Here is a 23,908-nt window from a genome sequence, read left to right as displayed (position 1 = left end):
CCTTACTTATATAGATGGTAAGCTTGCTTCCTAAGAGCGAAGGCCGCACTCTCCTCACGGAATTGCTCCAGCAAGTCCGGAAGCTTCACGCGGTCATCCCGATACAGACTGTCCCCGCCAAGCAGATCGATGAACGGTCTTCCGCCCTCCTTAATCGGAGGCAGGAACGCGAACTCCTCATAGCTGTTCTTAATCGTATAGAGCAGCTCGAGGCCCGTCTCGAGCGGCAGCAAGGCATGAGCGTCCGTCACATGCAGCTGCACACCGCCGCAGAGCAACCCGCCATGCTTGGAGGCCGTCGGCTTGTAATAGACCGGCCGGAATCGCACCCCCGGCAGCTGCTTCCGGTTCATCTCCTCGGCTAGCCGGTGCGGATCCACGATGAAGGGTGCGCCAATCATCTCGAAGGGCATGGCGGTGCCGCGCCCCTCCGACACATTCGTCCCTTCGAACAGACAAGTACCGCTATACAGCAGCGCGCTCTCGAACCGAGGCATGCCTAGTGAAGGGGGAACCCACAACCTCCCGGTATCCGGGCTCAGCATCCCGCGCTCCCAACCCTCGCACGGTACCACATGCAGCTCCGCATTCCAGCCCATCTCGCTGCTTGCCATCATGGCGAGCTCTCCCGCGGTCAGGCCATATCGAACGGCTAGCGGATATCCGCCTACGAACGAGAGATAGCCTGGCTTAAGCACATTGCCCTCTACAGCTGCTCCGCCCAGCGGATTCATCCGGTCGAGCACGACGAACGGCTTGCCCGCTCCAGCACAATCCTCCAGCGCATACAGCATCGTATAGATGAACGTATAATATCTCACCCCGACATCGCTAATGTCGTAGACGACCACATCGACCTGGTCCAGCATCTCGGCCGTCAGCCGCTTGGAGTCCTTGCGGTACAAGCTGTAGACCGGCACACCGGTTAAGGAATCCGTATAGGATTCCACCAGCGCGCCAGCCTCTTGATCGCCCCGCACCCCATGCTCGGGGGAGAACAGGGCAGCTAGATGATAGTGCTTATGCAGAAGTTCAATGGTAGAGGTGAAGTCGCTCGCAAGTCCGGTAGGCGACGTAATTAACCCTACTCGCCTGCCGCCCAGCAGTCGACCGCCTACATCTTCCAGCCTGTCAATTCCATTCCGAATCATACCGTGAGCCAGCCTCCTTACCTCCTTGCGACCTGTACACCAACCGGTGGTCAGGGCGTGCCGCTTGGCCCTTCTCCTAATAAGAGATCTTCCCCAAGACCACACCACGCCTCGCCCCAGTGACGCTTGGCAGATTGCTTGGCATCCGCGCCATCGTATAGTCAGCGAGCAAGGCGAACGCGATCGCTTCCTTGGCATCGCTGGATAAGCCGATATCCTCCTGAAGGAGCACCTGTACGCCCATCGGCTCCAGCTCCTCCTTCAAGTAGCCGATCAACACCGGATTGTAGCTTCCGCCGCCGCCGACTAGCATGACGTCTGCGGGATGGCTCTCCCGCACGAACTGCCGATAGCCCGCGCCGATCGACCAAGCCGTCAGCTTCGTCACTGTAGCCACCAGATCTTCACTAGACAGCCCGTGGTCCTGCTGATACCGAAGCAGCTCCTCTACATACGAAGCGCCGAACCGCTCTCTTCCTGTCGACTTCGGCAGCGGCAGGCGATAGTAGGCTTCCTGCTTCAGCCTATCCAGCAGCTCCTCATCCACCTTGCCCCGCTTCGCAATCGCTCCCCCGACATCCATCGTGAGCTCACCGCCGAACAGGCGTGATACTACCCCGTCAATAATCATATTGCCTGGTCCCGTATCGAAGGCATAGACATCCTCCGGCGCGCAGCCAGCAGGCAGCACCGTCATATTGCCGATACCGCCGATATTCTGCAGCAGCAGCGTCCGCTCCTCTTCCCTATACAGGACATACTCCGAATAAGGAACAAGCGGCGCGCCTTGACCGCCCGCCGCCATATCCGCCACGCGGAAGTCTGATACACAAGGAATGCTTGTTCGCATCGCGATGACAGCGCCTTCTCCAATCTGCACGGTGTATCGAACACCATACCCCTCCATCTGTACCAGCTCGGGAGCGTGGTAGATCGTCTGGCCGTGAGAGCCGATGACGGAGATATCCTCAGGCTTCAGACCAGCCTTCGCCACTACCGCCAGGGCTGCCTCTGCATAGAGCTCTCCGAGACAGACGTTCATGCGCCCCACGCGGTCCACCGTCGCCTCCCGAGGGTCGAAGAGCCGGAAGATCTCTTCCCGAACGCCCGCAGGATATGGCGTATTCGCGAACGCCGCCAGTCGAACAGACGGGCGCCCGCCCGCCTCTCCGTGAATCTGAACAACCGCTGCGTCAATGCCATCGACCGAGGTGCCGGACATGAGTCCTACTACATAGCGGCCTTCCATATTAACCCTTCACGGCGCCAACGGTCACGCCCTCCAGGAAGTACTTCTGCAGGCTGAAGAATAGGATGAACATCGGCAAGGCAGAGATCGTAGCGCCGGCCATCATCGGTGCGAAGTACGTCGTATTCGCGAATCGGAAGTTCTTCAGGCCCACCTGAATGGTCTGCATATCCATCGTGTTCGTGACGAGGAACGGCCAGAAGAATGTATTCCAGTTCTCCATGAACGTGAGGATCGCCATGACGGCGAGCACGGTCTTCGACAAGGGCAGAATGACTCTCCAGTAGATCTGGAACTGATTGCAGCCTTCCATCTTCGCGCTCTCCAGGATCTCCTTCGGAATCGACGAGATGAACTGCTTCGCCAGGAAGATGTTGTACACCGTCACCAGGCTGGGAAGGATCAAGGCCGAATACGTATTCTGAATCTGGAAGATGTTCACGATTAGAATGTAGAGCGGAACCTGAGTCACTTGATAAGGAATCATCATAGCGACCAGCAGCAGGGTGAACAGGAACGTCCGGCCCTTGAAGTCAATCTTCGAGAAGGCATAGCCCGCCATACTGGCGAATACGACATTCGACACCATGACGCAGCCCGCTACGATTAGGGAATTCCAGAGCCACCGGAGCGAATATTCACTGTAATTGAAGAAGAACTTATACGAGTCCAGGGAGAACTTGGTTGGGAACAAGGAGTAGCTCATCGCCCCTGCTTCGACCGGATCCCCGAAGGATGAGATAATCATGAAGTAGATGGGGAAGAGCGTAGCTAAGGCGAACACGAGCAGCAAGACCATAATGACAGTATTTCGAGCCGTCTTGGCCACGCTTGGCTTCGTCTCCGAGTAATTTTTGTACAGCGACATGGGCAGATCCCCCTCTCTCTAATATTCCACTTCTCGGCCTAGTAATTTGAACTGCAGTAGAGCTACCCCGGCAATGAGAAGCGCCAATATGAGAGACTGTGCAGCAGCCTTGCCGAATTCGAAGTACTTGAACGCATTGTCGAAAATAAGCAGTCCCACCATCGTCGTCGCATTATCCGGCCCTCCGCCTGTCATGAGGAACGCATTCTGGAACACTTGGAAGGATCCAATGACCCCGGTGACAAGTAGGAATAACGTAGTTGGCTTCAGGCATGGAATGACGATATGCCATAGCTTCTGCAGGAAGTTCGCGCCATCCAGATCTGCCGCTTCATAATAGCTGGTATCAATGCCTAGCAGCGCTGCGAGATAGATAATAATACTGGTCCCATGGCTGGACAGCCAAGACATGAGTACCAATGAGAACATGGCCGTGCTGCTGGAGCCGAGCCAGTTCTCATTGCTGAGACCGACAAGACCGATCAGCTTATTAAGAATACCCGAGGACATCGGATCGAATATCCATAGCCATACAACAGACAAGGCAACGCCAGACGCTACCGCCGGCAGGTAATAGATGGCCTTGAACGTCGTCTGCATCCACTTCTGCAGCGGCAGGATGAGAATCGCCACAGCGAAGGAGAGGAATAGAGCAACCGGTACCGTTAGGACGGTGTATACAATCGTATTGCCAATTGACTTCCAGAACAGATCATCTTGGAAGGATTCCACATAGTTATCTAATCCAACATAGGTAGAGCCGAGCGGCTTATATTCTTGGAAGGAGATAATGAAGGCACTAGCTACGGGATAAGCCGTGAACATCGCGAAGATGACCAAGGACACGGCGATGAACAGATATCCCCAGCCCGCATCTCCTCTTACCTTCCTTCTCTTCATGGTCTTGGTCTGCATCACAAGGCAACACCTCTCTCACTACTTCAATGGTTAGCACAGGAATTAGATTCGGGCAGCCGCCTGGACCAGTGGCAAGCAGCTGCCCGAACCTATCATCCCTTATTCGGTTACAACGCCGTCCTTGCCGAACTTATCAATTGCACCCTTCTTCACAGCTTCATACATCTCTTCTGGTGTAATCTCACCAGCTAGCAATGCTTGCAGCTTCGGCACGATAACCTCATCCTGCAGCTTGATCGCCTTCGCGCCAAGGTCTGTTGGGATATCAGGACGAGCAGGTGAAGCATTCTTCAGGAGTGCTTCAACAGCCGCGATGTTGTCCGGGTTGCGGTTAACAGTCATGCTTGCTGCTGCTTCCTTGCCTGACTTCGTAATATGAGCGACGAATAGATCATTGCTTGTTGTAGCAGCTACCTTGCCGCTTGCAAGGAAGTAAGCTGCCTTAACCACATTAGCCTTGTGCTCGGCAGTCGGCTCCTTCTTCCCGCGGAACGTCACATACCCATCTACTGCAACTGTCGTTACGGCCTTCTCTCCTAAGAAGGAAGGAACCGGAAGGACGATATAGTCCGCCTTGATACTGCCTTCTACTGCACTGCCATCCTTCGCATCGATCTTCGCGTTGTTCTTGTTCGCGGAATTCTCGAAGGTAGCAAGTCCCTTGCCTGTAATCATCGTCTGGCCGGTTAGGAACATGTTCCAGCGCTTGCCTGCATCCACCGAGCTAAGCTCCTTCGGCATCGAGCCGTCGTCGATCAGCTGGCGTACGGACTTCAGCACCTCCAGGAAGTTCTTGCTTGTGTATGCATACTTCAGATCCGTAGTGAAGGCATTCGGCATCCCTGCATTCTTCACCAGGATGCTCAGATAATCCTTGGAAGCAACGCCTGCAGTTGCGAACACGAAGCCATAGCGGCTCGTCTTGTCCCCGCTCTTCACGACACCCTTCTTAATCGCTTCACGGAATTGATCGTACGTCCAGCCGTTCTGCTGTACGTTCTTGTAATCAATGCCTGCTTCCTCTAGGAACTGCTTGTTGCCGCCTAGTGCATGTGCTTCCATATAAGCAGGGAAGCCGTAGATGCCTTCGCCGCTCTTCATATATTCTAGAGGAGCTGGCTCGAAGTCGCCAATCATCTCAGGAGTAGCGGCATCCTTAATGTCCATGACCATCCCTTGCTCCACGTACTTGGAGATTCCTTCAGAGGGAATGAAGGCAATATCAGGAGGGCTGCCGGCATTCACTTGCGTGTCCAGCTTCTGCGTCATGTCTTCCCAGCTGGCTGGTTCAATCTTCAGCGTCAAGTTCGGGTAGAGTGCATTGAAGTCCTTCGCCATCTGCTCGAAGTTCTCTTGGTACGTCGGGGATACCGGCGGCAGCAGCGCGGTAATCGTATCCTTCGCCTCGGTCTTCGCGCCGCCATTCGTGTTACCGCTGTTCGTATCGGAATTATTATTAGTGTTGTTGCCACAAGCCGCAAGTGTTGTCAAGGACAAGCTTAGTGCCATTACCGATGCTAGTACACGTAATTTTTTCATTAATATAATCCTCCTTAGGGGATATAACTATAGAATGTCCATATGCTTACATAATCAGTTACACAGCCTTGGTACAGCTCCTGATTGCATCCTTCAGCTTGCCTTCGCTTCGCACCAGCGCCTCTTCGGCCGCCTTCGCGTCCAGACCGGACTTAATCATCATGATAGCCAGCTTGCAGCTCATGGAAGCCTGCTTCAGGTAAGCCTCAGCCTTGTCGTAGTCCACGCCCGTTGCCGACTGGATAATGCGAATCGACCGGTCATTCAGCTTCAGATTGCTAGCCTTCAGATCAACCATCAGGTTGTTGTAGGTCTTGCCCAGCTTCACCATCGTGCAGGTCGTCAGCATGTTGAGCACGAGCTTCTGCGCGGTTCCGGCCTTCAATCTCGTGGAGCCTGTAATCGCTTCCGGTCCGACGACCGGCGAGATGCAGATGTCGCATACGCCAGCAAGCTTAGACTGCTTGTTATTGACCACACCAATCGTTGCAGCGCCAAGCTCAGCGGCTCTCTTAAGTCCCGCGATGACGAAGCTTGCGCTTCCGCTCGCTGAGATCCCAATGACGGCATCTCCCTCTGTAACGCCGATTCGATTGATGAGTGCAATCCCCTCCTCTGCATTGTCTTCGTAGCCTTCCACAGCTACCCTCAGTGCGATGTCCCCTCCAGCAATATGGCCTTGCACTAGAGCCGGATCTGTACCGAACGTCGGAGGACATTCCGAAGCGTCGAGCACGCCTAACCTTCCCGAAGTACCTGCTCCGATGTAGAACATTCGCCCGCCATTCTTCAGCTTGAGATGCAGGATATCAACCGCTTTCATAATCTGCGGAATCTCAGCAGCTACAGCAGCAGGCACCTTGGCATCCTCTTGATTCAGCAGTCGGAGCATTTCCTCCGTTGTGCATTCATCAATCATCCGAGTGTCATGGTTTATTCCCTCCGTCGTTAACCCCGCAAGATATTCGTTCATAGCCATTCTCCTACCCTAATTTTGTAATGTCATGTTAGCTGACACACATCTGTTTTCTTACTAGTATCTTACCCGCCACCACGGTCATTCGTCAATAGATTCTGAAATAAAATTTTAACCTAAAATTTATAACTGATTTTTTATTTTTGACAAAGCAATATAAAAAGGCACTAACCCCCGCTGCTGCTGGGCTAATGCCTTGACCGTCAGTCCTAGTCCGCTCCTGGGCTTGTCCGTAGAGCTGTCATGTGAGCTTATCTCCGATGCTTGCCCGCCAGAATGTTATGCGTCTTCGTCAGGTACTTCTTCACATGCTGATATTCAGCGCTGGCCACGCCTGCGAAGAGCATATCCACGACCGTAAGCATCGCAATGCGCGAGCCCATCGCTCCGCTGCGTATCGTCAGCTCCGGCGTAGAGATGCTAAGCAGAATATCGGTCTTGTCCGCGAGCTCACTCTTGTTATACTTCGTAATCGCGATCGTGGTGCATCCATTCTTCTTCACCAGCTCCAGCGTATCGAGGATCTCTACCGTATCGCCGGAATTCGACACGAAGAAGGCGACATCCCCCTTGCCAAGCAAGGTCGCGGCGGTCAGCTGACTATGGCTGTCCGTATACGTGTGGCACATCTTGTTAATTCGGGAGAACTTCTGCTCCGCGTCCATGCAGACGAGCCCCGAAGCTCCTACACCGAAGAAGACGATCCGAGTGCTCTCGCGCAGTACCTTGACTGCACGGGCAATCTCGTCCCGATTAATGACACTGAGCGTATCTTCAATAGACTTCATATTATTGCGCGAGATGTTGGAGATAATGATCGACAGATCATCTCCCGGCTGAATATCGGTATAAGGATCCTTCAGCTCTTCTTCCCTCGAGCCTAGCGAGGCCGAGATGCTGACGATGAAGCTTCGATAGCCATTGTAGCCCAGCGTCTTGCAGAACCGGAGCACGGAGGCATCACTCGTCTTGCTCATCTGAGCCAGACTCTTGATCGAGAGATGCGGCACTTCCTCTGTGTTCTCCAATATGAATTCGGCTACCAGCTTCTCAACAGGCGTCAAGCTGTCCTTGATATCCCGAATTTTAATTAATATATTATCGTTTATCGCCATGGTTGTCCCCTGCTCGCCCTAGATTTTCCAAGTCAATTCAACTCTATCTTAAGGTTAATCCTTATAAAATACAAGAAGTAGAACCTTAGCTGCCTCTTACTGAAAACCTTTTAGAGAGAAATATTATTTCAAAACATTCGTTCATATTGAAATTTTAAATCTATTTTTTATTGTCGTCAAGAGCGGCCTCATGCTATAATCGACCCATCATAAGCTGAGCTGTATATCTCAACGAAACAGAGGGTGAAATCCATGTCTAAGGAAGCCATCAAGATTGCCATTATTGGTGCTGGAAGCACTTACACACCTGAACTCATCGAAGGCATCATCAAGCGCAAGGACGTCCTGCCGATTGGCGAGCTCGTCCTGATGGATATCGACGAGAGGAAGCTTCGTATCGTCGGCGAGCTGTGTGAGCGGATGATTGCGGCGGAAGACATGGCCTGCAGGGTCATTCGGACCGACGAGCTGGATGTTGCTCTTGCTGGCGCGGACTTCGTGCTCGGCCAGATTCGGGTAGGCAAGCTGCCTGCGCGCGTCCTCGATGAGAAGATTCCGCTGAAGTATGACCTGATCGGGCAGGAGACTTGCGGGATCGGCGGTTTTTTCAAGGCGATGCGCACGATTCCGGTTATGCTTCACGTGGCCGAGCGGATGCAGGTGCTCTGTCCCAATGCTTGGCTCATTAACTTCTCCAATCCGGCCGGTATTATTACCGAAGCGATCCTTAACCATACCGGTGTGAAGATGATGGGTCTGTGCAACGTTCCCTATAATATGTTCAAGAGTATTCGTGAATCGCTGGAGCTGGATCAGCCGAGCATCAGCTATGTCGGATTGAACCATCTCAGCTGGATTACTTCTATAGAGGAAGACGGCAAGGACTACCTTCGCACTGCGCTAGATATGGGCCTGAACAGCGAGACGATGAAGAACATTCCGTCCAGCGGCTTCAGCAAGGAGCTGATTCAGATGGTCGGCGCTATTCCTTCGTCCTACCTGGAGTATTACTACTTCAAGGAGAAGAAGCTGCAGATTGTAAGGGACAGCGAGCTGTCGCGTGGTGAGAAGTGCATCCAGATTGAAGAGGACCTGCTGCAGATCTACTCCGATGCTGAGCTGCATACGAAGCCGGAGCTCCTCTCCACCCGCGGCGGAGCGAACTACTCGGAGGTTGCGATTAGTCTGGTCGACGCGATCTACAATGATAAGCAGGAGATTCATGTCGTCAACGTCCTGAACAACGGCGCTCTGGACTTCATGGAGGACTCGGACGCGATTGAGATCTGTGCCGTTATCGGCCGTGACGGCGCGAAGCCTGTGAAGATGGAGGGCTTCGATAATCGTCATATCATCGATTATATGCGTATGGTCAAGGCCTACGAGCGCGAGACCGTAGCCGCCGCCGTATCCGGCAGTGACGATGCGGCGATGCGCGCCCTGCTGATGAATCCGCTCGTTGGCGATTATGATGCGGCTTACGGTGCCTTCCATGAGCTGAAGGAAGCTCACAAGGACTATCTGCCACAATTCTTCAAGGAAGAAGCTCCACGTGCATGAGTCGTCGCTATATTATCGGCGTTGACGGCGGCAATAGTAAGACAGACTACTTCCTCTTCGATGTAGACGGCAGCTTCGTTGATCATATGAACACGGGCACCTGCAGCCATGAGCGGTTCGCAGACGGCTATGTGAGCACGGAGCGAATCATGGGGGACAATATTCGGGAGCTGCTCGGACGTCATGGGCTGTCGCTGGAGGATGTTGCAGCAGGCGCATTCGGACTTGCCGGGGCAGACATTCCTTCGCAGAAGGTAGAGCTGTCTCGGATTGTAGAGCGGATCGGCTTCATGAACTATGCCGTGGACAATGACTCCTTCCTCGGCGTGAAGGCTGGCCTCGCGAAGGGGTACGGCATCTGCTCGATTAACGGCTCAGGCACCGTCACGGGAGGGATCTCGCCGAGCGGGCAGCGTCTGCAGGTCGGCGGTGTCGGCAGTGAACTGGCCGGTGACGAGGCCGGCGGGTTCTATCTGGCGCGGAAGGTGATTCGCACCGTCTACGACGCTTATTACCGGATGGGTCCGCAGACATCGATGTCCTCGAAGGTGATGGAGCTGCTGCAGATCCCGAGCAAGGAGCTGTTCCTGGAGCGTGCGTGGGAAGGCATACTCTCGGGCACGCTGCCTTACACGCCGCTCATTCAGCTCTTGTTCGCTGCCGCGGACGAAGGCGATGAAGCCGCCCTCGCGGTGATTGATCACTCCGCCAAGCAGCTGGCGCTGTCGACCGCCGGCTGCATCCGCAGCCTCGACTTCAGCGGCGATGTGGACATCGTCCTCGCCGGCTCCGTCTGGGTGAAGGTGGAGAGCCCTGCTCTAGTGGATCGCTACCAGGCGTATGTCGGGGAGCTGCTGGCAGGGAGTGGACTTACCTGCAGCTACCTGATGCTGCAGGTTCCGCCTGCCACCGGCGCCGTCCTGTGGGCGCTGGAGCTGGCCCACGGACGCCCCGTCGATGCCGCGATGCGGAGCCAAGTGATTCAGCGAGTGGAGCAGCTTCAGGGGTAGAAGTTTTCGTTCGATTAGGTAGGCTCCCTTAGGCCCTTATGGGTTGGGAGCCTTTTTAGTTATCGTCGGATTAATCAGGTGAGTTTAAGACAAACTCAACTCTTTCAAGTAAAAACTCTCCAAAATCATTAGCAATGACTTCATAAGTTTGAACCTCTATATCATATCCAATGTGATACGTGACTACCGGTGCGTTAGGTTGAGAAGTATCCAGACAGAACAATTCCCCGCCGCTGGTATCGTGTATAACTATTAAATTTAGGGGGAAATTAACCTCTTCTCTTTCTTGTAATGTATACCACACTGCATCTGGCACACCTGAATTGTAAAAGTCATCATTAATTATTCCATATATCTCAATAAACCCAAAGTTACCAACCCCGAATTGAAGCAAGAAATCCCGATAGCTTTCGGGGAATTTTAAACCCAGCAGCTTCTCTGCTTTAACAACGATCTCTTCCGGAACACCTCCATTGAAGTCACTCAACTCGGGATGTTGCTTAATCCTATTCACTGCATTTTGATATTTTTGATTAATCATGGCATTACCTCCGATTAATTAGCTCTCCTCTTTAATCTTCTACGAACCTAGCATGATACCAGTGGTCAGATATCTTCTTTAACTTAAAATGCCCTTTTGAATACGAAAGCTTGTTCAAAAATTTGGGTTTTTGTTTATCCCTTCTGTATATCAACGAATAATGACCATTTTCAATTTCAAATTCTACTTGGTTTTCATAAGTTCTAATTAAGGATAAATAAGCCAAATCACCATCACGAAAAGCATTTGCCACAATTTTCTCCAGAGAATTTTTCTCTTTTGAGCTCATTGTTATATCAACAAAATCTTCAGTGTTGATATTTTCATAATTTAGATTGACTGTTCCATCAGGATTCTCTTCAACATTTATATAGGAGCTCTTCATTTGACCTTTGTTATACTCACGATAAGCCAAGTCCGCTACAATTTGAAAATCGCTTTTATAGGTATCAAAATCTTTAGCTTTATACTGCCAAATAGAGTCGTACCACATGATGGTTGCTGGAATAAAATTATAAATCACTAACAATACACTCAATGAAATGAAGGCTATCCATAACGACATAATTTTTTTGTTTATATTCATTTCATTCAATTATTCCTTTCTCGTAAAACAAGTTTACTTATTCCCCGATTGGTTCGGTTAGCATTCAAACATTATTATTTCTTTAATTGCTTTTTAGCACGTTCTACCCACGTTATTAATGAATATGGAGGATATGCTGGTTTAGACCAGAGCTTCGCCACCATTGCTAAGGGGTTAATTTTTAATTCTTTCAGTTGTCCTATTTCAACGAGAAGGGGCAAGCTAAAGTTCTTTTCCAACTCCCATTTCCCTCCAAAATAATGTTTCACGACAAATGAAAATATAATCGCATATTCTTGTATTCGATTATAATCAACAACGCCCTTAGCTTCACGGCTATAATAAACAACTCTTTCTTCAATTTTTTTTATATCATCTATCAGACTTCTGCTTACCGGGAATTCATTTTCGTCTAACCATCCGGCTTGTACAGCAATCCAAAATTGTTCATAGTGGTTACGTTCTAGCAGGACATCAGGTGAACTCATCAATGCAAGCCATTCTAATCCTTTACTTAAGAATAAATGAGTTAATTGTTTAAGTGCCCTATTTAATGATGATTGATCTTCATACGAGATTCCGAATGGGTCTATAGTCGAATCCAGCTGATAGTGATAACACACCTCTTTTGTCACAGTTGTAGACAAAACCATTCTTAAACAACTTGGAGAACTAGCGATTTTCTCAAAACAAAGATACTGTATCGCTCCTCCTGTATGTGTTCTAGATAATATCCAAGATACAGAATCCCTTTTCCCGATGTACGTAAAGTTAAGATTTACAACAAGAGGGAGAACAATCTTCTTTATATTCAGAAACAATAAATACACCCCCCTATTGAATCATGAGCGCCATTGGAGCAGATTCACCGGATATTGTGAGCCACGAATGGAAGGAAGACCACGTGAGAGTTTTAAACCCACCTGTGGTCTTATACATTACTCTTTTCAATATAAATTTCTTCAACCACTAGTTCAGGATATTTTATCCTAAAGCTTATTCCTTTCCGCTTTACAAAGTACTCGTCTTCCATAGGTTCATAACCTAACTTTTTACCATACAACTCCTTTAGATTCTCAAGAGGAGTCCCGATTCCTATTACTCCGTGTACCTTCCCAGAATACGAATGATATAGTCCGATCAGAATTAACTTATGACTACTTTTTTCAAAAAACATCTTTATAAAGTCACTTCGAATAACGTAACAAAACACTTTTTCCCGTGTATAGCTAAAATCAATTCTCGAAATTACTTCTTCCAATGTTGAATCGAATGTAAGATCGTATAACCCCTGGCCAACAATAATGTCTTTATTGATGTATTTACTGTTTATACTCAGATGCTCCCCTGCTTCTATATTCTAAGTACCAATCAGGGCGTTGTGCTTTTATTAAAGAGAGAGCCTCTGCTAAAGCAACTCCCTTTAGAATAGATAGCTTCTCATAACTTATCTGTTGCGTTGCTATCCATATCTGACCGATAGACTCGCCACAGCTTGCAGCAATCATCTCTTCACAGTTGCTCTCATTAGACACTCGTATTAAAATATCTACCGTATCATTGTCTGGAAAGCTGTTCCCCAAAGCCATAACTGCATCATCTTTTTCTGCATCTGATGCCGATGGGTCTGCTAAGATCTCTAACAGCATGTCTTTGTTCATCCGTATCACCCCCCTAATGAACTATGCGAATTTTCGGAATAAAAATAATAGAAACAACTGTGATTAATAAAATTAGAATGAGTTGAGCAATTTTTAAAAACACATAGTTATCAAAGAAACTATCTGATATTACATAACATAATCCATTTGATATTATGATTATGGTAATAAACACTCCAGACCTATCAATATCAATTTCAGTCTTATGCTCACATTTCCTACAACGAATTTTATTTAACCTGAAAAAAACTGTTGGTATTTTTATCCGTAAACTTCCAATATCACTTGAGCAATTAGGACATTTAAGCGAGGACATATCCTCATCCTCCTTATTGTTATTTAGCTCATTGATCCATCCTACAATTTTCTTATCCTATGAAGTTATTTCAATTCGTTTATAACAAACTTCACTTTCTCAAGAAGGAATTCCCCAAAGCTATCTGAAATAACTTTATAAGTCTGATTCTCCAAATCATATCCTATAGCAAAGGAAACAACTTGCCCGTCTGTTGTCGAAGTATTTAAACAGAAAATCTCTCCACCGCCGGTATGGTAGATTGCAACCAAATGTCGAGGAAGACTCAACTCGTCTTCTTCTCGCAGCTTGAGCGTATACCACACTGCATCGGGTATTCCCGAATTAATAAAGTCATCGCTGACTATACCGTAGATATCAATAAAACCAAAACTTAATGCACCAAATTTAAGCAGATAGTTTCGATAAGTTAAAGGAAATGCTAACCCGAGCACAGTTTCTGCTTTTAAAATAATTTCATCTGAAACTCCTTCATAGTCACTTAAATCTGGATGCTGCTCAATAATTGCTACGGCTTTCTGATAGGCTTGAAGCTCCATGAAGTGCCTCCTTATCAATACTGCGGTCCTCCCAGATTGGATAGGTATTGGGGTTACTATGTAAGGAACTACTATTTATTAATCTCGCTTAATAAGGTAGCCTCTTTAACGTCGCTGTAGTTTATGTACACGGGTTGACCTCCAATATCTAACCATAACGAGTAAATGTTGTTCGCGACCTATTTTGAATTTCAATTTATAACTCCTCCATGGCTTCTCAGCCAGTATTATATATGGTTTTTCATATTTAATATCCTTGTTACAATATCGGCCTCTAGCAATTTTATATTGATCTGTTTTATCATTTCTAAAAGTTCATTCGTTTTCTGATTAATTTCTTTCAAGAAGCCATCGTAACTGATTTTCACTTCTCCCCATTCCCTTTTTTCCGAGCTATTAATTGGCGTATTCGTGATAAAACCATTAATTTTAGATAGATCAGGACCTTCCACAAAATTTAGTCTGAGACTATCATCTTCTTTAATGAATTCAATCCAGTTATTGTTTTCTATCACATTCATAGCAATGTAATTATGAGTTTTTAATAAAAACACAACCTCATTAAGTCTTTTGAACCACAACAATATTAGCTCATTTCCGAAAGGAACCTCTTCATGATAAAAACCAACAGTTTCTCCCCCACAATGCAGTTCAATTTGACCTGATATATCTCCAAAATATTGATCAAACTGTTTCTCAGTCATAGTTTTAATTAGTTCAAGATCATCATAAACAAATCTGAATGACAGACGAAACATATTCATCACCCCGCTGCTATCACGTTAATTGCCCTTTTTTAATCTACATAGTCTAATCCTTATTATTTTCCGGTAATTCAGCTTCCAATGGTTTTCTAACATTAGCTTTAAATTCAATCTTACATACCTCAAATTTTTTATAGTTTTCTCTTGCTTGATTTAATGAAATATAATTTGCTCCCATGTTTCTTTCGGGCTTATTATGAGCTGCAACATCATACTGCCAAAAACATACTTCACAAATATCAACAATAACCTCGTCTTCACTTTCTACAGTAAAATAACTACAACAAGGCATTGTAATCTCTTCATTGTATGTATACACCTCGTCTTATTTAGGAGCATAGAGCTTTTTTTGTTCTAATGCGGTGGGCGAGCTGATTGCGGGAGTTATACGTATAATTCGTGCCGATAATCGTTTATCCTTTGCCCGTTTCGCGAATACGTTAGAACAGCTTCGTTTTGTCGCCTGACGGCAAGTTTACTTCGCCGTTCACGATGTTGTCGATCGCAGCCAGGATATTCTCGATCGTAGCACTGTGTGATGTTCATTCTGTACCTGATACACCCACAAGTCAGAGAGTCACGGAAAATCTAACGAAACGACCGTATACTGTATACCGAAAAAAACCACATGGAGTTTAGCACTCGCATGTGGCATAAGGAAACTATTTGGGGTCATCGATTCGTTCAAACTTAAAATCTTTAGAAATATATATTTCAAAATTATCTATTGTGATATTAAACATATGCGTGCCCTCTACCAATTTATAGTTGTTTTCCTTCATATATTCTGCAATTTTTCTTCGAGTGATAGAATTAATTTGATTTAGTGCTGTAAAGTTCCCAACTGGATTTAAGAATACTTTATAGTCGACTAGCTCAGTTCTTTCAACAACTATAGTACCGTACTGCTTAGTCATTTCTAGTTCAGTGTGTTTTGACCAATATATTACAGAAGTTGTTCCAACTGCTAATGTTACAAGTACTATAATTAATATTCCTTTTACTATACGCTTCATAATTCACCTATTCCAAAATGTTAATTTGCAGGCCTTAAATACTCATAGTTAGTAATTACTTGTATTCCTGACCCATAGTATAAAAGAACATTCCCCGTTGCTCTTTTTAAATCCTGAGCAGCGTCAGCAGGGGTATAGCCATAGAAATTACCCATTGTCGCTGCAATTATTTCAGCTCCTATTTTAGGAGACAGCCAATCAGAGTATTGACTATAACCTTCAGGCTAATCCGAATTTTACGCTTATTTCATACTTAGCACTTGGTTTGTACGAGATTGTACTAAGCCTCCGCTTTATTAAAGTTCAAAAGAACTGCTTGTAATTTTAACATCAGGGTTCAATTGCTTCAATTGCATACCATACTCTTTCTTCATCCCGGAAATATGCAATGACTCTATTTTCGGAAAATAATTCTTCAAGTTTATTAATTCGACCTCTACATTACATAAAATAAACTTAACTACTTTGATGTATTTCAGTCGACTTATTTCTGTTAGATTTAATTCCTTGGTACAGCTATTTACAATCAAAATCTCAATTTCTGCAAAAGTTTTTAGCGTACTCAAATTTAATTTTTTACAACTGTCTACAACCAGTCTTTTAATGTTACTGTTATCTCCAGTAAATTGTTCAAGATTGCGACATCCTAGTACACTGAGGTCATTGATATTTGGTACAAGTGATAGGTTTCCCAACTCTTTAAACTTGCAACTTTTGAACGAAACTGTTTCAGCGGGCATGTTTTTCCATTCTCTGAAATTGGGCTCTAACGAATGAAAGATATCTATTTGTTTGAGATACTCGCATCCTGCAATAGCTGAGAAATCCTCCATACGTTCCACAAAGAGATCCACATTTTCTACTCTTGTTTGAGATATCTGGGATATATCCCTTCGTCGATTGCGATGAGTTTGTATTTGAATATATTTACCTTTATACCACTGTATACCGTTAAATGTTTTGATCTGGGCTCCATGAACAAACAAACTCCTCAGATTCGTAAATGCCTTGAGAACATAAAGATCATCTAATGAAGAATTATAGTTTATAGTAAGTGTTTCGATTCGATTGATACCTTCAATTTGTTTTAGATAATTCGTCAAAACCCCAGCATCTACTTTTTTGTCAGACTGGTTGCAGATTTTTAATCTATCATATTGTTCATCTATTCGAATAAGGTCTGTAAACCGGCTTTCCTCCAGTACAAGCTTTTGTGACAAGTTTCTCCCTCGCTTTCTAATATAATGATATTGTAGCCCAAATGAAAAGTGTATTAATTGAGCTTTTCATCACTAAGCTGTCCCATCTGGTAAGACAGGATTCAACAGTCCAGGTACATATTACAGATAATAAAACCGTGTCTTGCGTCTAAAGCAGTAAATTGCGTAGTGGATTGAGTTTTCTTTACGAGCGCGCTTGTGATGTCTACAGTTGCTGCAGCGTCAGCAATGACAAAGCTGTTGAGGAAAGTGGTTGTGTCCATCTCTGTAGCGTCAGACGAAGCCGTGTCAGCCAGGGGACCTTTGTAAGAAATCTTGTCCGTCAGGCTCTGCGTGGTTATCCACTAGACATCTCCTTCTAACTCTGCAATAAGCCTATAGTTTTCAAGGTATCGTTTAACCTTCCCAATGGCAACTATTTCTCTTGAGTAACGTAAAAACCTTTTCCAAAGCCTTCTTTGGTGTATTAGTCAGCTCGTTAATTTGCAATCAGATATACGGGGAATTGGTTTGGAATTACTTCGACAACTGAGATAAGCTGCTGTGAATTATTAAATTTAGCACCTTTAAAGCACCGAATAGAAAAGAACAACCACATGGAGTTGTTACACTCGCATGTGGTTAGATTATTACTCCTTATTACTTTCATTACTTAACTCAACTCAAATGTGGGTTAAGTACAATTATAAAATCTCTACATGAACTGGTGAAAGAATAATAATAGCAATGGTCTCGCCTGACTCACTATCAGAAAATTCTACATCTAAGTTTCCATCTGGGAAAATATCAAGAATATATCCAATTGAACCAATATTCACACCATAATTATTAAATGATTCCGAAACCAGTTTTACCTTATCAAATTGTTTCATCTCTCATTCACCTTCCTGTAAAACCTGAAAAAGGTATGCTTAAAGTCAATGTTCCCTCCCAGCGCAACATCCAGCCAGAGATGATTTTGTATGCTTTCCCAGCGCCTGAGCCTTGCCCCTTTAATTCAACTACTATTTCAATCCTTTGAATTTTCGTCATTTTTGATGAGTCTTTCTTGCTGTATCCGAGCCCTTTGAATAGGGTATCCTTACCATGCGTAGCACCATCTACTGTTTGCACGAAGCACTTCCCGCTTACCGATTAATCTTAAAGTGTCCCACGGGCTACTCGGGTAGCCCGTAAGACAAAAATGCCTTCCAATTGCTCGAGAACTCCCATGGTTTAGATTAACAACTTAGTATTGACCTTACTCGATTCATGCCATGTAACATCTTTTGCCTAATTAAGAAATGCAATTGATTAATTGTGATCTCGAACCTGTAGTCACCTGGATTGCGTGCAAATTGCTCTAATGTTTCGTTGTAAACCAAAATATCTTTTATGGCTATTTTCTTCATTATATGATCTGTTAATTCTATCTCCTTACCAATTTCACAAGTTAATAAAAATACTTCAATTTCCTTAACGTAATATTCTTTTATCTCCACTTCTAGAAATGATAGAAGCACCCCAACAGACAAATGACCATTCTTCTCTTTAAACAATTTAATATCAAACATTTTCCCCACCCATCTTTCATTCAGGAAAAGCTGACCACATGTTGCCAAGTTCGTCTATAACTACCCTCTCTGGCGTCCTCAATCTTCTGTTTTTGGCGAGGATGCCTACCCTACCTTGTATGACAAGGCTGCCGCTCTCTTTGAATCACTCGGGCAGAATCACCCTTTGCACAATGCTAGCATACAAACCGCCTTCACAGCGCTCGTTATCTTCCTGCACTATAATAAGTGCTCGTTCACAATGAATCAAAAGGCAGCCGAGAACCTCACCGTCGATATGGTTAATCATCATTATACCTTGGAGCAGCTTGCTGCCATTATACGTGAACATAGCAGAGCTTAATACAACCCCCGACCATACGATGGCCGGGGGTTGTCCATTCCTACAATTGCTTATAGTAGAATACCGTTGCATCTAACCTGCCGTCAGCCGACTCCGCGTAGCCTGGAATTCGCCCCGCCTCGATATAACCAAGGGAAGCATACAAGTCATTGGAAGGGTCCCCTTCTCTTGTGTCCAGAACTAACAGGGATCTTCCCTCGCTGAGCGCTCGTTCCTCAGCCTTCTGCATAAGCGCCCGTCCAATCCCTCTCCGTCTCCAGCTTGGAAGAGTCATGAGCTTCGCGATCTCTGCACGGTGACTGCCATTCTGCTTGTTACTAAGCTGCAGCTGAACACTTCCAACGATACGATCCTGGTCAAGTGCAACGAATAAGAGGACATCCGGGCTGATGACGGTATCCCAATACAAGGCAGCTTCCGAGCGCTTCATAGGGGGTAAGAACCCGATTGAAGCTCCGCCCTCTACAACCTGGACGAGTAGCTCGGACAACTCTTCTTCATATGCGTTAATTGATAGTACTTGTTCAATAGGCCATTCATTCAACATCTCATACCCTCCTAATCTCAGATCTGTATTCATCATAAGGTTAGAAGTATAATCTGTATAACGAATATAAGGAATGGCTATGATTCATATATCGAATGATAGGAGTTGTCCTAATGGATCTATCACAGTTAGAAGCCTTCTTGTCCATATGTAGAATCCGCAACTTCACAAGGGCCGCAGAGCACTTGCACATCTCTCAATCCGCTGTTACTGCACGAATCAGAGCGCTTGAGCAGTCCCTCGGCAAGACTCTCTTCCTCCGTGATAACAAGAGGGTGAGCCTTACGCCAGAGGGTAACCAGTTCCTGCCCTATGCGGAGAGGATGCTGCTCTTGTATGAAGAGAGCAAGGTCACCCTATCAGAGGGAATCGAGCATTACATTGTCATGAGCGGTCCTGGCTCCGTCTGGCATTATCGTTACTTGCAACGAATGGTTGCGTTCCGGCAGACCCACCCGAAGACAGCTATTAAGTTCCTCAGCTATATCGACTCAAGCTACATGATTAGAGATCTGCTGCTTGATGGAGTGGTTCAGGTTGCCATTCGCTACGATGCTCTAGATCGCCCTAATCTATCGAGGAAGCTCCTGTTCCAGGACGAGATTATTCTCGTATCTACGCAGAGAAGAGCAGAGATTATGAAGAAGGCCGACTTCATCTCCGGTGACTATTATCACTTGCAGTGGGGAGGGCCGTTCTCCGAATGGTTCAGCACGATTGTCGGAGCAGCCTATGTTCCTGCACTGGAGACGGATCATTCCTCCATTCTGCTCACTATTCTATTGCAAGGGACAGGATTCGGCTTCCTTCCGAGGTCGATTGTACAAGAACACTTAGATACACATCGACTCTATGTGCTTCGTTGTGAAGTCCCCTTCCCGGTAATGACCGCTTATGCCCTCTATCTAACGGAGAACCAAGACCAGCCTAACGTTAAGTTAGCTCTGCAGATACTGGATATTCCGAATGCATGAACGGTAATTGAGAACTCACAGAACCTCCCCGCGCTTCCTCAAGTATCGCAGCAAGATCCAGCTGAAGATGGCGCTGAGCGCCGCGCATAGTCCGATGAACCCATACCCGGCCTGAAGCCCGCGAGTGAGCCCGAGCTGGGTGCCCTCCCCATACAGATTCTTCGTCACCTCAATGACTCCGCCGATTAGATAGTTGCCAATCACACTGCCCACCCCCATGAGCGTAACGGTGAAGGTGATGGCTGTATCTGCTCCGTTCGGATACTTCTTCGCAAGTAAGGCCATGACGGTCGGATAGATCATGGCGATCCCAATACCCGCTCCAGCGAATAGATACGCATAGTCCTCTCCCAGAGCAATCGCCGCGAATGTGCACATGGCGGAGAAGGCGGAGAAGATGAGCAGCGACAGGGTGAATCCCATTCGATCGGTGAGCGGTCCTAGGATCAGCCTAGCCAGGGCGAAGCAGAGGAAGAAGGCAGACAGCATGCCTGATGCCGTCACGGTGTCCCACTCGTAGGCCTTCTCCAGGAAGTTGACCAGCCAGCCGCCCACTGCAAGCTCTGACACGACACCGAAGGTGAGAATAAGGACCAGATACCATAAGGCAGGGTCGCGCATGAGCCTTGTCAAGGGGATACGATCTTCGTGCGCAAGGCTGTCTCCTGGAAAAGAACTGCGCAGAGCAAACAAAATGGGCACGACAGCCAGCGATAGCATAATGAGATACATGCCGCGCCAATCGAGCGTATGACCATACAAGGTGACCGACATCAGCCCGGTTGAGATAAGCGGGGCAACGGTTGAACTGAGCCCGTAGAAGCCGTGAGTCAGGTTCATCATCATGCCCGTATTCTTGACGAAGATCCTTGCACCAAGAATGGCGAGCGCAATCTCCAGCATCCCGTTCCCAATGTACATGAGGAAGTAAGAGGAGGAGAAGACGGGATAGCTTCGGGATACATAGATGAGTACACCTGAGACAACCATCGTGCCGAAGGCGGCAATGCTGACTATCTTAATTCCCCATATCCTCGTTAGCCAAGCGGTGAACGAACAGGCTAGCAAGTAGCCCAGCGCATTCAGCGCCAGCAAGGTACCTAGTTGAGATTCATTTAGTTGAAAATCAAACTGGATTCGCGGAATGGCGGGTCCTTTGATATTTTCAGAGAAACCAAAAATAATAAATCCGATAAAAATGGTCGCCAGCTGCATGACGTATACGCGGTTCAGCTTCTTCAATCTGGTGTCAACTCCTCGAGCGGTATAGCCTCTAGCATACCCATGTACGTCTCTGAAAACAAATGCAAAAGGATGACTCCTGATTCAATCAGAAGCCATCCTTGCGTGAGATTCATGTATGGGATTAAACTCGCTGAACAACCATTACTCCGTAAGGCTCCAGCTCAATCTTGCCTTCCAGCGTCTCTGAAGTCAGCCTGTCTTGTACAGGCTCCTTGAATACGATGTCTTGCGAGCTGGACGTATAATTCAGGAAGATGACAAGCTCCCCATCAGGATGACTTCTGGTCATCACTTCTACTACAGCCGGAGCTTGAACCCAGGCCTCTGTTGGATCTGTGAGCTGCAGATGATCTAACAGCTGATCGGTATTCTCCTTGTTGAAGAACGCTCCGCAATAGATGACCTGACCCTTCCCCACCTTGTGGCTAACAACAGCTGGACTGTCCTTGTAATAATCTGTCGTGTAGCGTGCAAGCACCTCCGCTTGCTGTGAGTCCACCTTCAGAATCTCATTGAAGACAGGGGCCAGCACGACCTCTCCTGATCCAATGAACTGCATATACGCATCTTCGCGTCCCTTAACCATGGTGAAGTCAATGACTTCTACCCCGCACAAGTCCTTCACTACGCCGGGAAAGGGCAGCATATAGCAGCGGTTCGAACGATCCTTATAACCGCTCCTCGGACCCAGAACCAAGATTCCTCCTTGCTCTACGTACGAGGTTAGATAATCAACATCTTCTGGTTCCAGCAGCTGTGCGTTCGGATAGAACAACACCTTATACTTCAGCAGCTCTTCCACCTTGCGGCTGCGCTGCATGGACACCATGTCCGTCACGATATGCCGTTCATTCAAGGAATGATAGATGCCCTCTTCGCTCTTCCATTCCTCTGAGCCAATATAACCTTCGATCTTGCTATTGCTATCATTCACATAGTCATACAGGATCGCCGCAGTCGGAGCACATGTGCTCTGGAGCAGCAGCTTGCCAGCCACCGCAATCTCATCCGCAAGCTTCGCCGCTTCTTCAAGCCTTCTATGCGGCTGGTTCCCATAATGATTGAGACCATGCCATAGCGACTCTGCACCAACCGTACAGGTTCTCCATCGGAAGAACAGCACGCTGTCGGCACCATGTGCGATGGATTGCCAAGCCCATAGACGCATCTGACCCGGTCTAGGCGTTGGCTGCAAGTAATCCCCGAAGCCGAATTGATTCAGAGCATTACCCGACTGTCCGCCTGGCCCAGCCTGCTGCTCCAGGATCATGAACTTGGAGGACAGCCCCCGCACTCTGCTTAGATTCCGGCCATGCATCCGATCACGGAAGTGCAGGGGCAGATCCTTACGATTCAGCTGGAAGGCAGGATAGGAATCATAAGACATGAAGTCAACTGCCTGCTCCGTTAGATCGTAATTGTCTATATTCTGGAACAAGCCATTGTGAGTAATGAAGTGATGCGGTACATGCTCCTTGAGAATATCATATTGCATCTTGCCATAGGCGACGGTCACATCGGACGTGAAGAGATAGAAGTCCAGCAAGTGTCCCGGATTATGGAAGGTCGGTGTCGGCCGCGGGAGGAATACCTGCTCCCAGTCGGTATAGGTCTGTGCCCAGAATGCCGTACCCCAAGCCTGATTAAGCGCATCTAACGTCTCGTACTTGGTCTTGCACCAGCTCCGGAAGGCATCATGATCGGAATCAGCGAAGCTTACATCCATATGGCAATTGAACTCATTGTCAATCTGCCACCCGATGACACTGGAGTGATTCTTATAATGCTGAGCCAGCTCCAGCACGATTCTGCGAGACAGCGTATGGTAGATCTCTGAAGTGTAGTTATAATGCCTTCTTGAACCATGCTGCATGACCACCCCGTCGAAGGTGCGGCGCAGCACCTCGGGATACTTCGTCGTTAACCACGCAGGAGGCGCATAGGTCGGCGTGCTCATGATGACCTTCAGGCCGTACTTCTCACAGAGCGCTATCGCTTCATCGAATAATTCGAACGAATACACGCCCTCTTCAGGCTCTATGATATTCCAGGCTGTCTCCGCCATACGGACCACATTGAAGCCCATCTCCTTCATTCTGCGAAAATCTTCATCCCACATCGACCGTTCCCAATGCTCGGGATAGTAGCATACGCCAAGGAGAAATTCATCTGTTCTAAAGCTCTTGTCTACCTCTAGCATCTATATATCCTCCAATA

Annotated in this window: 25 protein-coding genes and 1 pseudogene; 4 read left to right on the top strand and 22 right to left on the bottom strand. The window is 47.2% G+C overall.

All coding sequences use genetic code 11. The features are described 5' to 3' along the window. Nucleotides 1-2: 2 nt before the first annotated feature. From ACFO9Q_RS03075 to ACFO9Q_RS03045, 7 genes are all read right to left on the bottom strand, one after another. The gene (locus tag ACFO9Q_RS03075; protein ID WP_379178560.1) at nt 3-1,151 is read right to left on the bottom strand and encodes an exo-beta-N-acetylmuramidase NamZ domain-containing protein; all 1,149 of its coding nucleotides are present in this window, start codon (nt 1,149-1,151) and stop codon (nt 3-5) included. Between the two features lie 76 nt (nt 1,152-1,227). Then, on the bottom strand, nt 1,228-2,400 hold the full coding sequence (locus ACFO9Q_RS03070) for an anhydro-N-acetylmuramic acid kinase (protein WP_379178558.1): 1,173 nt from the start codon (nt 2,398-2,400) through the stop codon (nt 1,228-1,230). A gap of 1 nt (nt 2,401) precedes the next feature. Then, entirely contained in the window at nt 2,402-3,268 is an 867-nt protein-coding gene (locus ACFO9Q_RS03065; protein WP_379178556.1) for a carbohydrate ABC transporter permease, read from the bottom strand. Nucleotides 3,269-3,286: 18 nt separating this feature from the next. Then, nucleotides 3,287-4,183 carry a carbohydrate ABC transporter permease gene (locus ACFO9Q_RS03060; RefSeq protein ID WP_379179154.1) on the bottom strand — a complete coding sequence of 299 codons (897 nt, stop codon included), beginning with the start codon at nt 4,181-4,183 and terminating at the stop codon, nt 3,287-3,289. Nucleotides 4,184-4,285: 102 nt separating this feature from the next. Next, nucleotides 4,286-5,725 (bottom strand): ABC transporter substrate-binding protein, encoded by a 1,440-nt coding sequence (locus ACFO9Q_RS03055; RefSeq protein WP_379178553.1) that lies wholly within the window; start codon nt 5,723-5,725, stop codon nt 4,286-4,288. Between the two features lie 58 nt (nt 5,726-5,783). Next, nucleotides 5,784-6,698, bottom strand: a complete 915-nt coding sequence (gene murQ, locus ACFO9Q_RS03050; protein ID WP_379178551.1) for an N-acetylmuramic acid 6-phosphate etherase — start codon at nt 6,696-6,698, stop codon at nt 5,784-5,786. Between the two features lie 254 nt (nt 6,699-6,952). Beyond that, nucleotides 6,953-7,816: a MurR/RpiR family transcriptional regulator gene (locus ACFO9Q_RS03045; protein WP_379178548.1), complete on the bottom strand. Its 864-nt coding sequence runs from the start codon at nt 7,814-7,816 to the stop codon at nt 6,953-6,955. Nucleotides 7,817-8,068: 252 nt separating this feature from the next. On the opposite strand from ACFO9Q_RS03045, the gene ACFO9Q_RS03040 reads away from it, so the two are divergent. Together ACFO9Q_RS03040 and ACFO9Q_RS03035 are read left to right on the top strand one after the other, a co-directional pair. After that, nucleotides 8,069-9,376 carry a 6-phospho-beta-glucosidase gene (locus tag ACFO9Q_RS03040; RefSeq protein WP_379178546.1) on the top strand — a complete coding sequence of 436 codons (1,308 nt, stop codon included), beginning with the start codon at nt 8,069-8,071 and terminating at the stop codon, nt 9,374-9,376. Then, nucleotides 9,373-10,386, top strand: coding sequence for a BadF/BadG/BcrA/BcrD ATPase family protein (locus ACFO9Q_RS03035; RefSeq protein WP_379178544.1), 1,014 nt, complete (start codon nt 9,373-9,375; stop codon nt 10,384-10,386). The genes ACFO9Q_RS03040 and ACFO9Q_RS03035 overlap by 4 nt, the downstream gene beginning before the upstream one ends. 70 nt (nt 10,387-10,456) lie before the next feature. Here ACFO9Q_RS03035 and ACFO9Q_RS03030 read toward each other — a convergent pair whose 3' ends face one another. From ACFO9Q_RS03030 to ACFO9Q_RS02975, 12 genes are all read right to left on the bottom strand, one after another. Beyond that, nucleotides 10,457-10,927, bottom strand: coding sequence for an SMI1/KNR4 family protein (locus ACFO9Q_RS03030; RefSeq protein WP_379178542.1), 471 nt, complete (start codon nt 10,925-10,927; stop codon nt 10,457-10,459). A 31-nt stretch (nt 10,928-10,958) separates the two neighbouring features. After that, on the bottom strand, nt 10,959-11,513 hold the full coding sequence (locus ACFO9Q_RS03025; protein WP_379178540.1) for a hypothetical protein: 555 nt from the start codon (nt 11,511-11,513) through the stop codon (nt 10,959-10,961). Nucleotides 11,514-11,587: 74 nt separating this feature from the next. Next, on the bottom strand, nt 11,588-12,334 hold the full coding sequence (locus ACFO9Q_RS03020) for a hypothetical protein (protein ID WP_379178538.1): 747 nt from the start codon (nt 12,332-12,334) through the stop codon (nt 11,588-11,590). Nucleotides 12,335-12,835: 501 nt separating this feature from the next. Then, nucleotides 12,836-13,174 (bottom strand): hypothetical protein, encoded by a 339-nt coding sequence (locus ACFO9Q_RS03015; RefSeq protein ID WP_379178536.1) that lies wholly within the window; start codon nt 13,172-13,174, stop codon nt 12,836-12,838. Between the two features lie 381 nt (nt 13,175-13,555). Then, on the bottom strand, nt 13,556-14,029 hold the full coding sequence (locus ACFO9Q_RS03010; protein WP_379178534.1) for an SMI1/KNR4 family protein: 474 nt from the start codon (nt 14,027-14,029) through the stop codon (nt 13,556-13,558). A gap of 227 nt (nt 14,030-14,256) precedes the next feature. Further along, nucleotides 14,257-14,787 (bottom strand): hypothetical protein, encoded by a 531-nt coding sequence (locus tag ACFO9Q_RS03005; RefSeq protein ID WP_379178532.1) that lies wholly within the window; start codon nt 14,785-14,787, stop codon nt 14,257-14,259. Nucleotides 14,788-14,839: 52 nt separating this feature from the next. Next, a complete protein-coding gene (locus tag ACFO9Q_RS03000) occupies nt 14,840-15,085 on the bottom strand; it encodes a CPCC family cysteine-rich protein (RefSeq protein WP_379178530.1) in 246 nt (81 codons plus the stop codon). A gap of 370 nt (nt 15,086-15,455) precedes the next feature. Then, a complete protein-coding gene (locus tag ACFO9Q_RS02995; protein ID WP_379178528.1) occupies nt 15,456-15,809 on the bottom strand; it encodes a hypothetical protein in 354 nt (117 codons plus the stop codon). A gap of 296 nt (nt 15,810-16,105) precedes the next feature. Beyond that, nucleotides 16,106-17,029, bottom strand: a complete 924-nt coding sequence (locus ACFO9Q_RS02990; protein ID WP_379178526.1) for a hypothetical protein — start codon at nt 17,027-17,029, stop codon at nt 16,106-16,108. Nucleotides 17,030-17,712: 683 nt separating this feature from the next. Then, complete coding sequence (locus tag ACFO9Q_RS02985; protein ID WP_379178524.1) at nt 17,713-17,901, bottom strand: DUF4926 domain-containing protein; 189 nt, start codon at nt 17,899-17,901, stop codon at nt 17,713-17,715. Between the two features lie 7 nt (nt 17,902-17,908). Then, the gene (locus tag ACFO9Q_RS02980) at nt 17,909-18,142 is read right to left on the bottom strand and encodes a hypothetical protein (RefSeq protein WP_379178522.1); all 234 of its coding nucleotides are present in this window, start codon (nt 18,140-18,142) and stop codon (nt 17,909-17,911) included. Between the two features lie 107 nt (nt 18,143-18,249). Further along, entirely contained in the window at nt 18,250-18,630 is a 381-nt protein-coding gene (locus tag ACFO9Q_RS02975; protein ID WP_379178520.1) for a hypothetical protein, read from the bottom strand. A gap of 19 nt (nt 18,631-18,649) precedes the next feature. Here ACFO9Q_RS02975 and ACFO9Q_RS02970 point away from each other — a divergent pair. Next, nucleotides 18,650-18,787 (top strand): annotated as a pseudogene (locus ACFO9Q_RS02970) (type II toxin-antitoxin system death-on-curing family toxin); the annotation flags it as partial. Nucleotides 18,788-18,965: 178 nt separating this feature from the next. On the opposite strand, the gene ACFO9Q_RS02965 reads toward ACFO9Q_RS02970, so the two are convergent. Further along, a complete protein-coding gene (locus tag ACFO9Q_RS02965; RefSeq protein ID WP_379178518.1) occupies nt 18,966-19,472 on the bottom strand; it encodes a GNAT family N-acetyltransferase in 507 nt (168 codons plus the stop codon). Nucleotides 19,473-19,585: 113 nt separating this feature from the next. Here ACFO9Q_RS02965 and ACFO9Q_RS02960 point away from each other — a divergent pair, with 113 nt between their 5' ends. Next, on the top strand, nt 19,586-20,446 hold the full coding sequence (locus ACFO9Q_RS02960; protein WP_379178516.1) for a LysR family transcriptional regulator: 861 nt from the start codon (nt 19,586-19,588) through the stop codon (nt 20,444-20,446). 15 nt (nt 20,447-20,461) lie between these two features. On the opposite strand, the gene ACFO9Q_RS02955 is transcribed toward ACFO9Q_RS02960, so the two are convergent. Both ACFO9Q_RS02955 and ACFO9Q_RS02950 read right to left on the bottom strand, forming a co-directional pair. Continuing rightward, nucleotides 20,462-21,661, bottom strand: coding sequence for an MFS transporter (locus tag ACFO9Q_RS02955; RefSeq protein ID WP_379179152.1), 1,200 nt, complete (start codon nt 21,659-21,661; stop codon nt 20,462-20,464). 151 nt (nt 21,662-21,812) lie between these two features. Beyond that, nucleotides 21,813-23,891 carry a beta-galactosidase gene (locus tag ACFO9Q_RS02950; protein WP_379178514.1) on the bottom strand — a complete coding sequence of 693 codons (2,079 nt, stop codon included), beginning with the start codon at nt 23,889-23,891 and terminating at the stop codon, nt 21,813-21,815. Nucleotides 23,892-23,908: the final 17 nt, after the last annotated feature.

It is taken from the genome of Paenibacillus sp. GCM10023252 (assembly GCF_042653305.1).
Classification (GTDB): Bacteria; Bacillota; Bacilli; order Paenibacillales; family Paenibacillaceae; genus Pristimantibacillus.
This window is presented reverse-complemented; position numbering and strand designations above follow the sequence as displayed.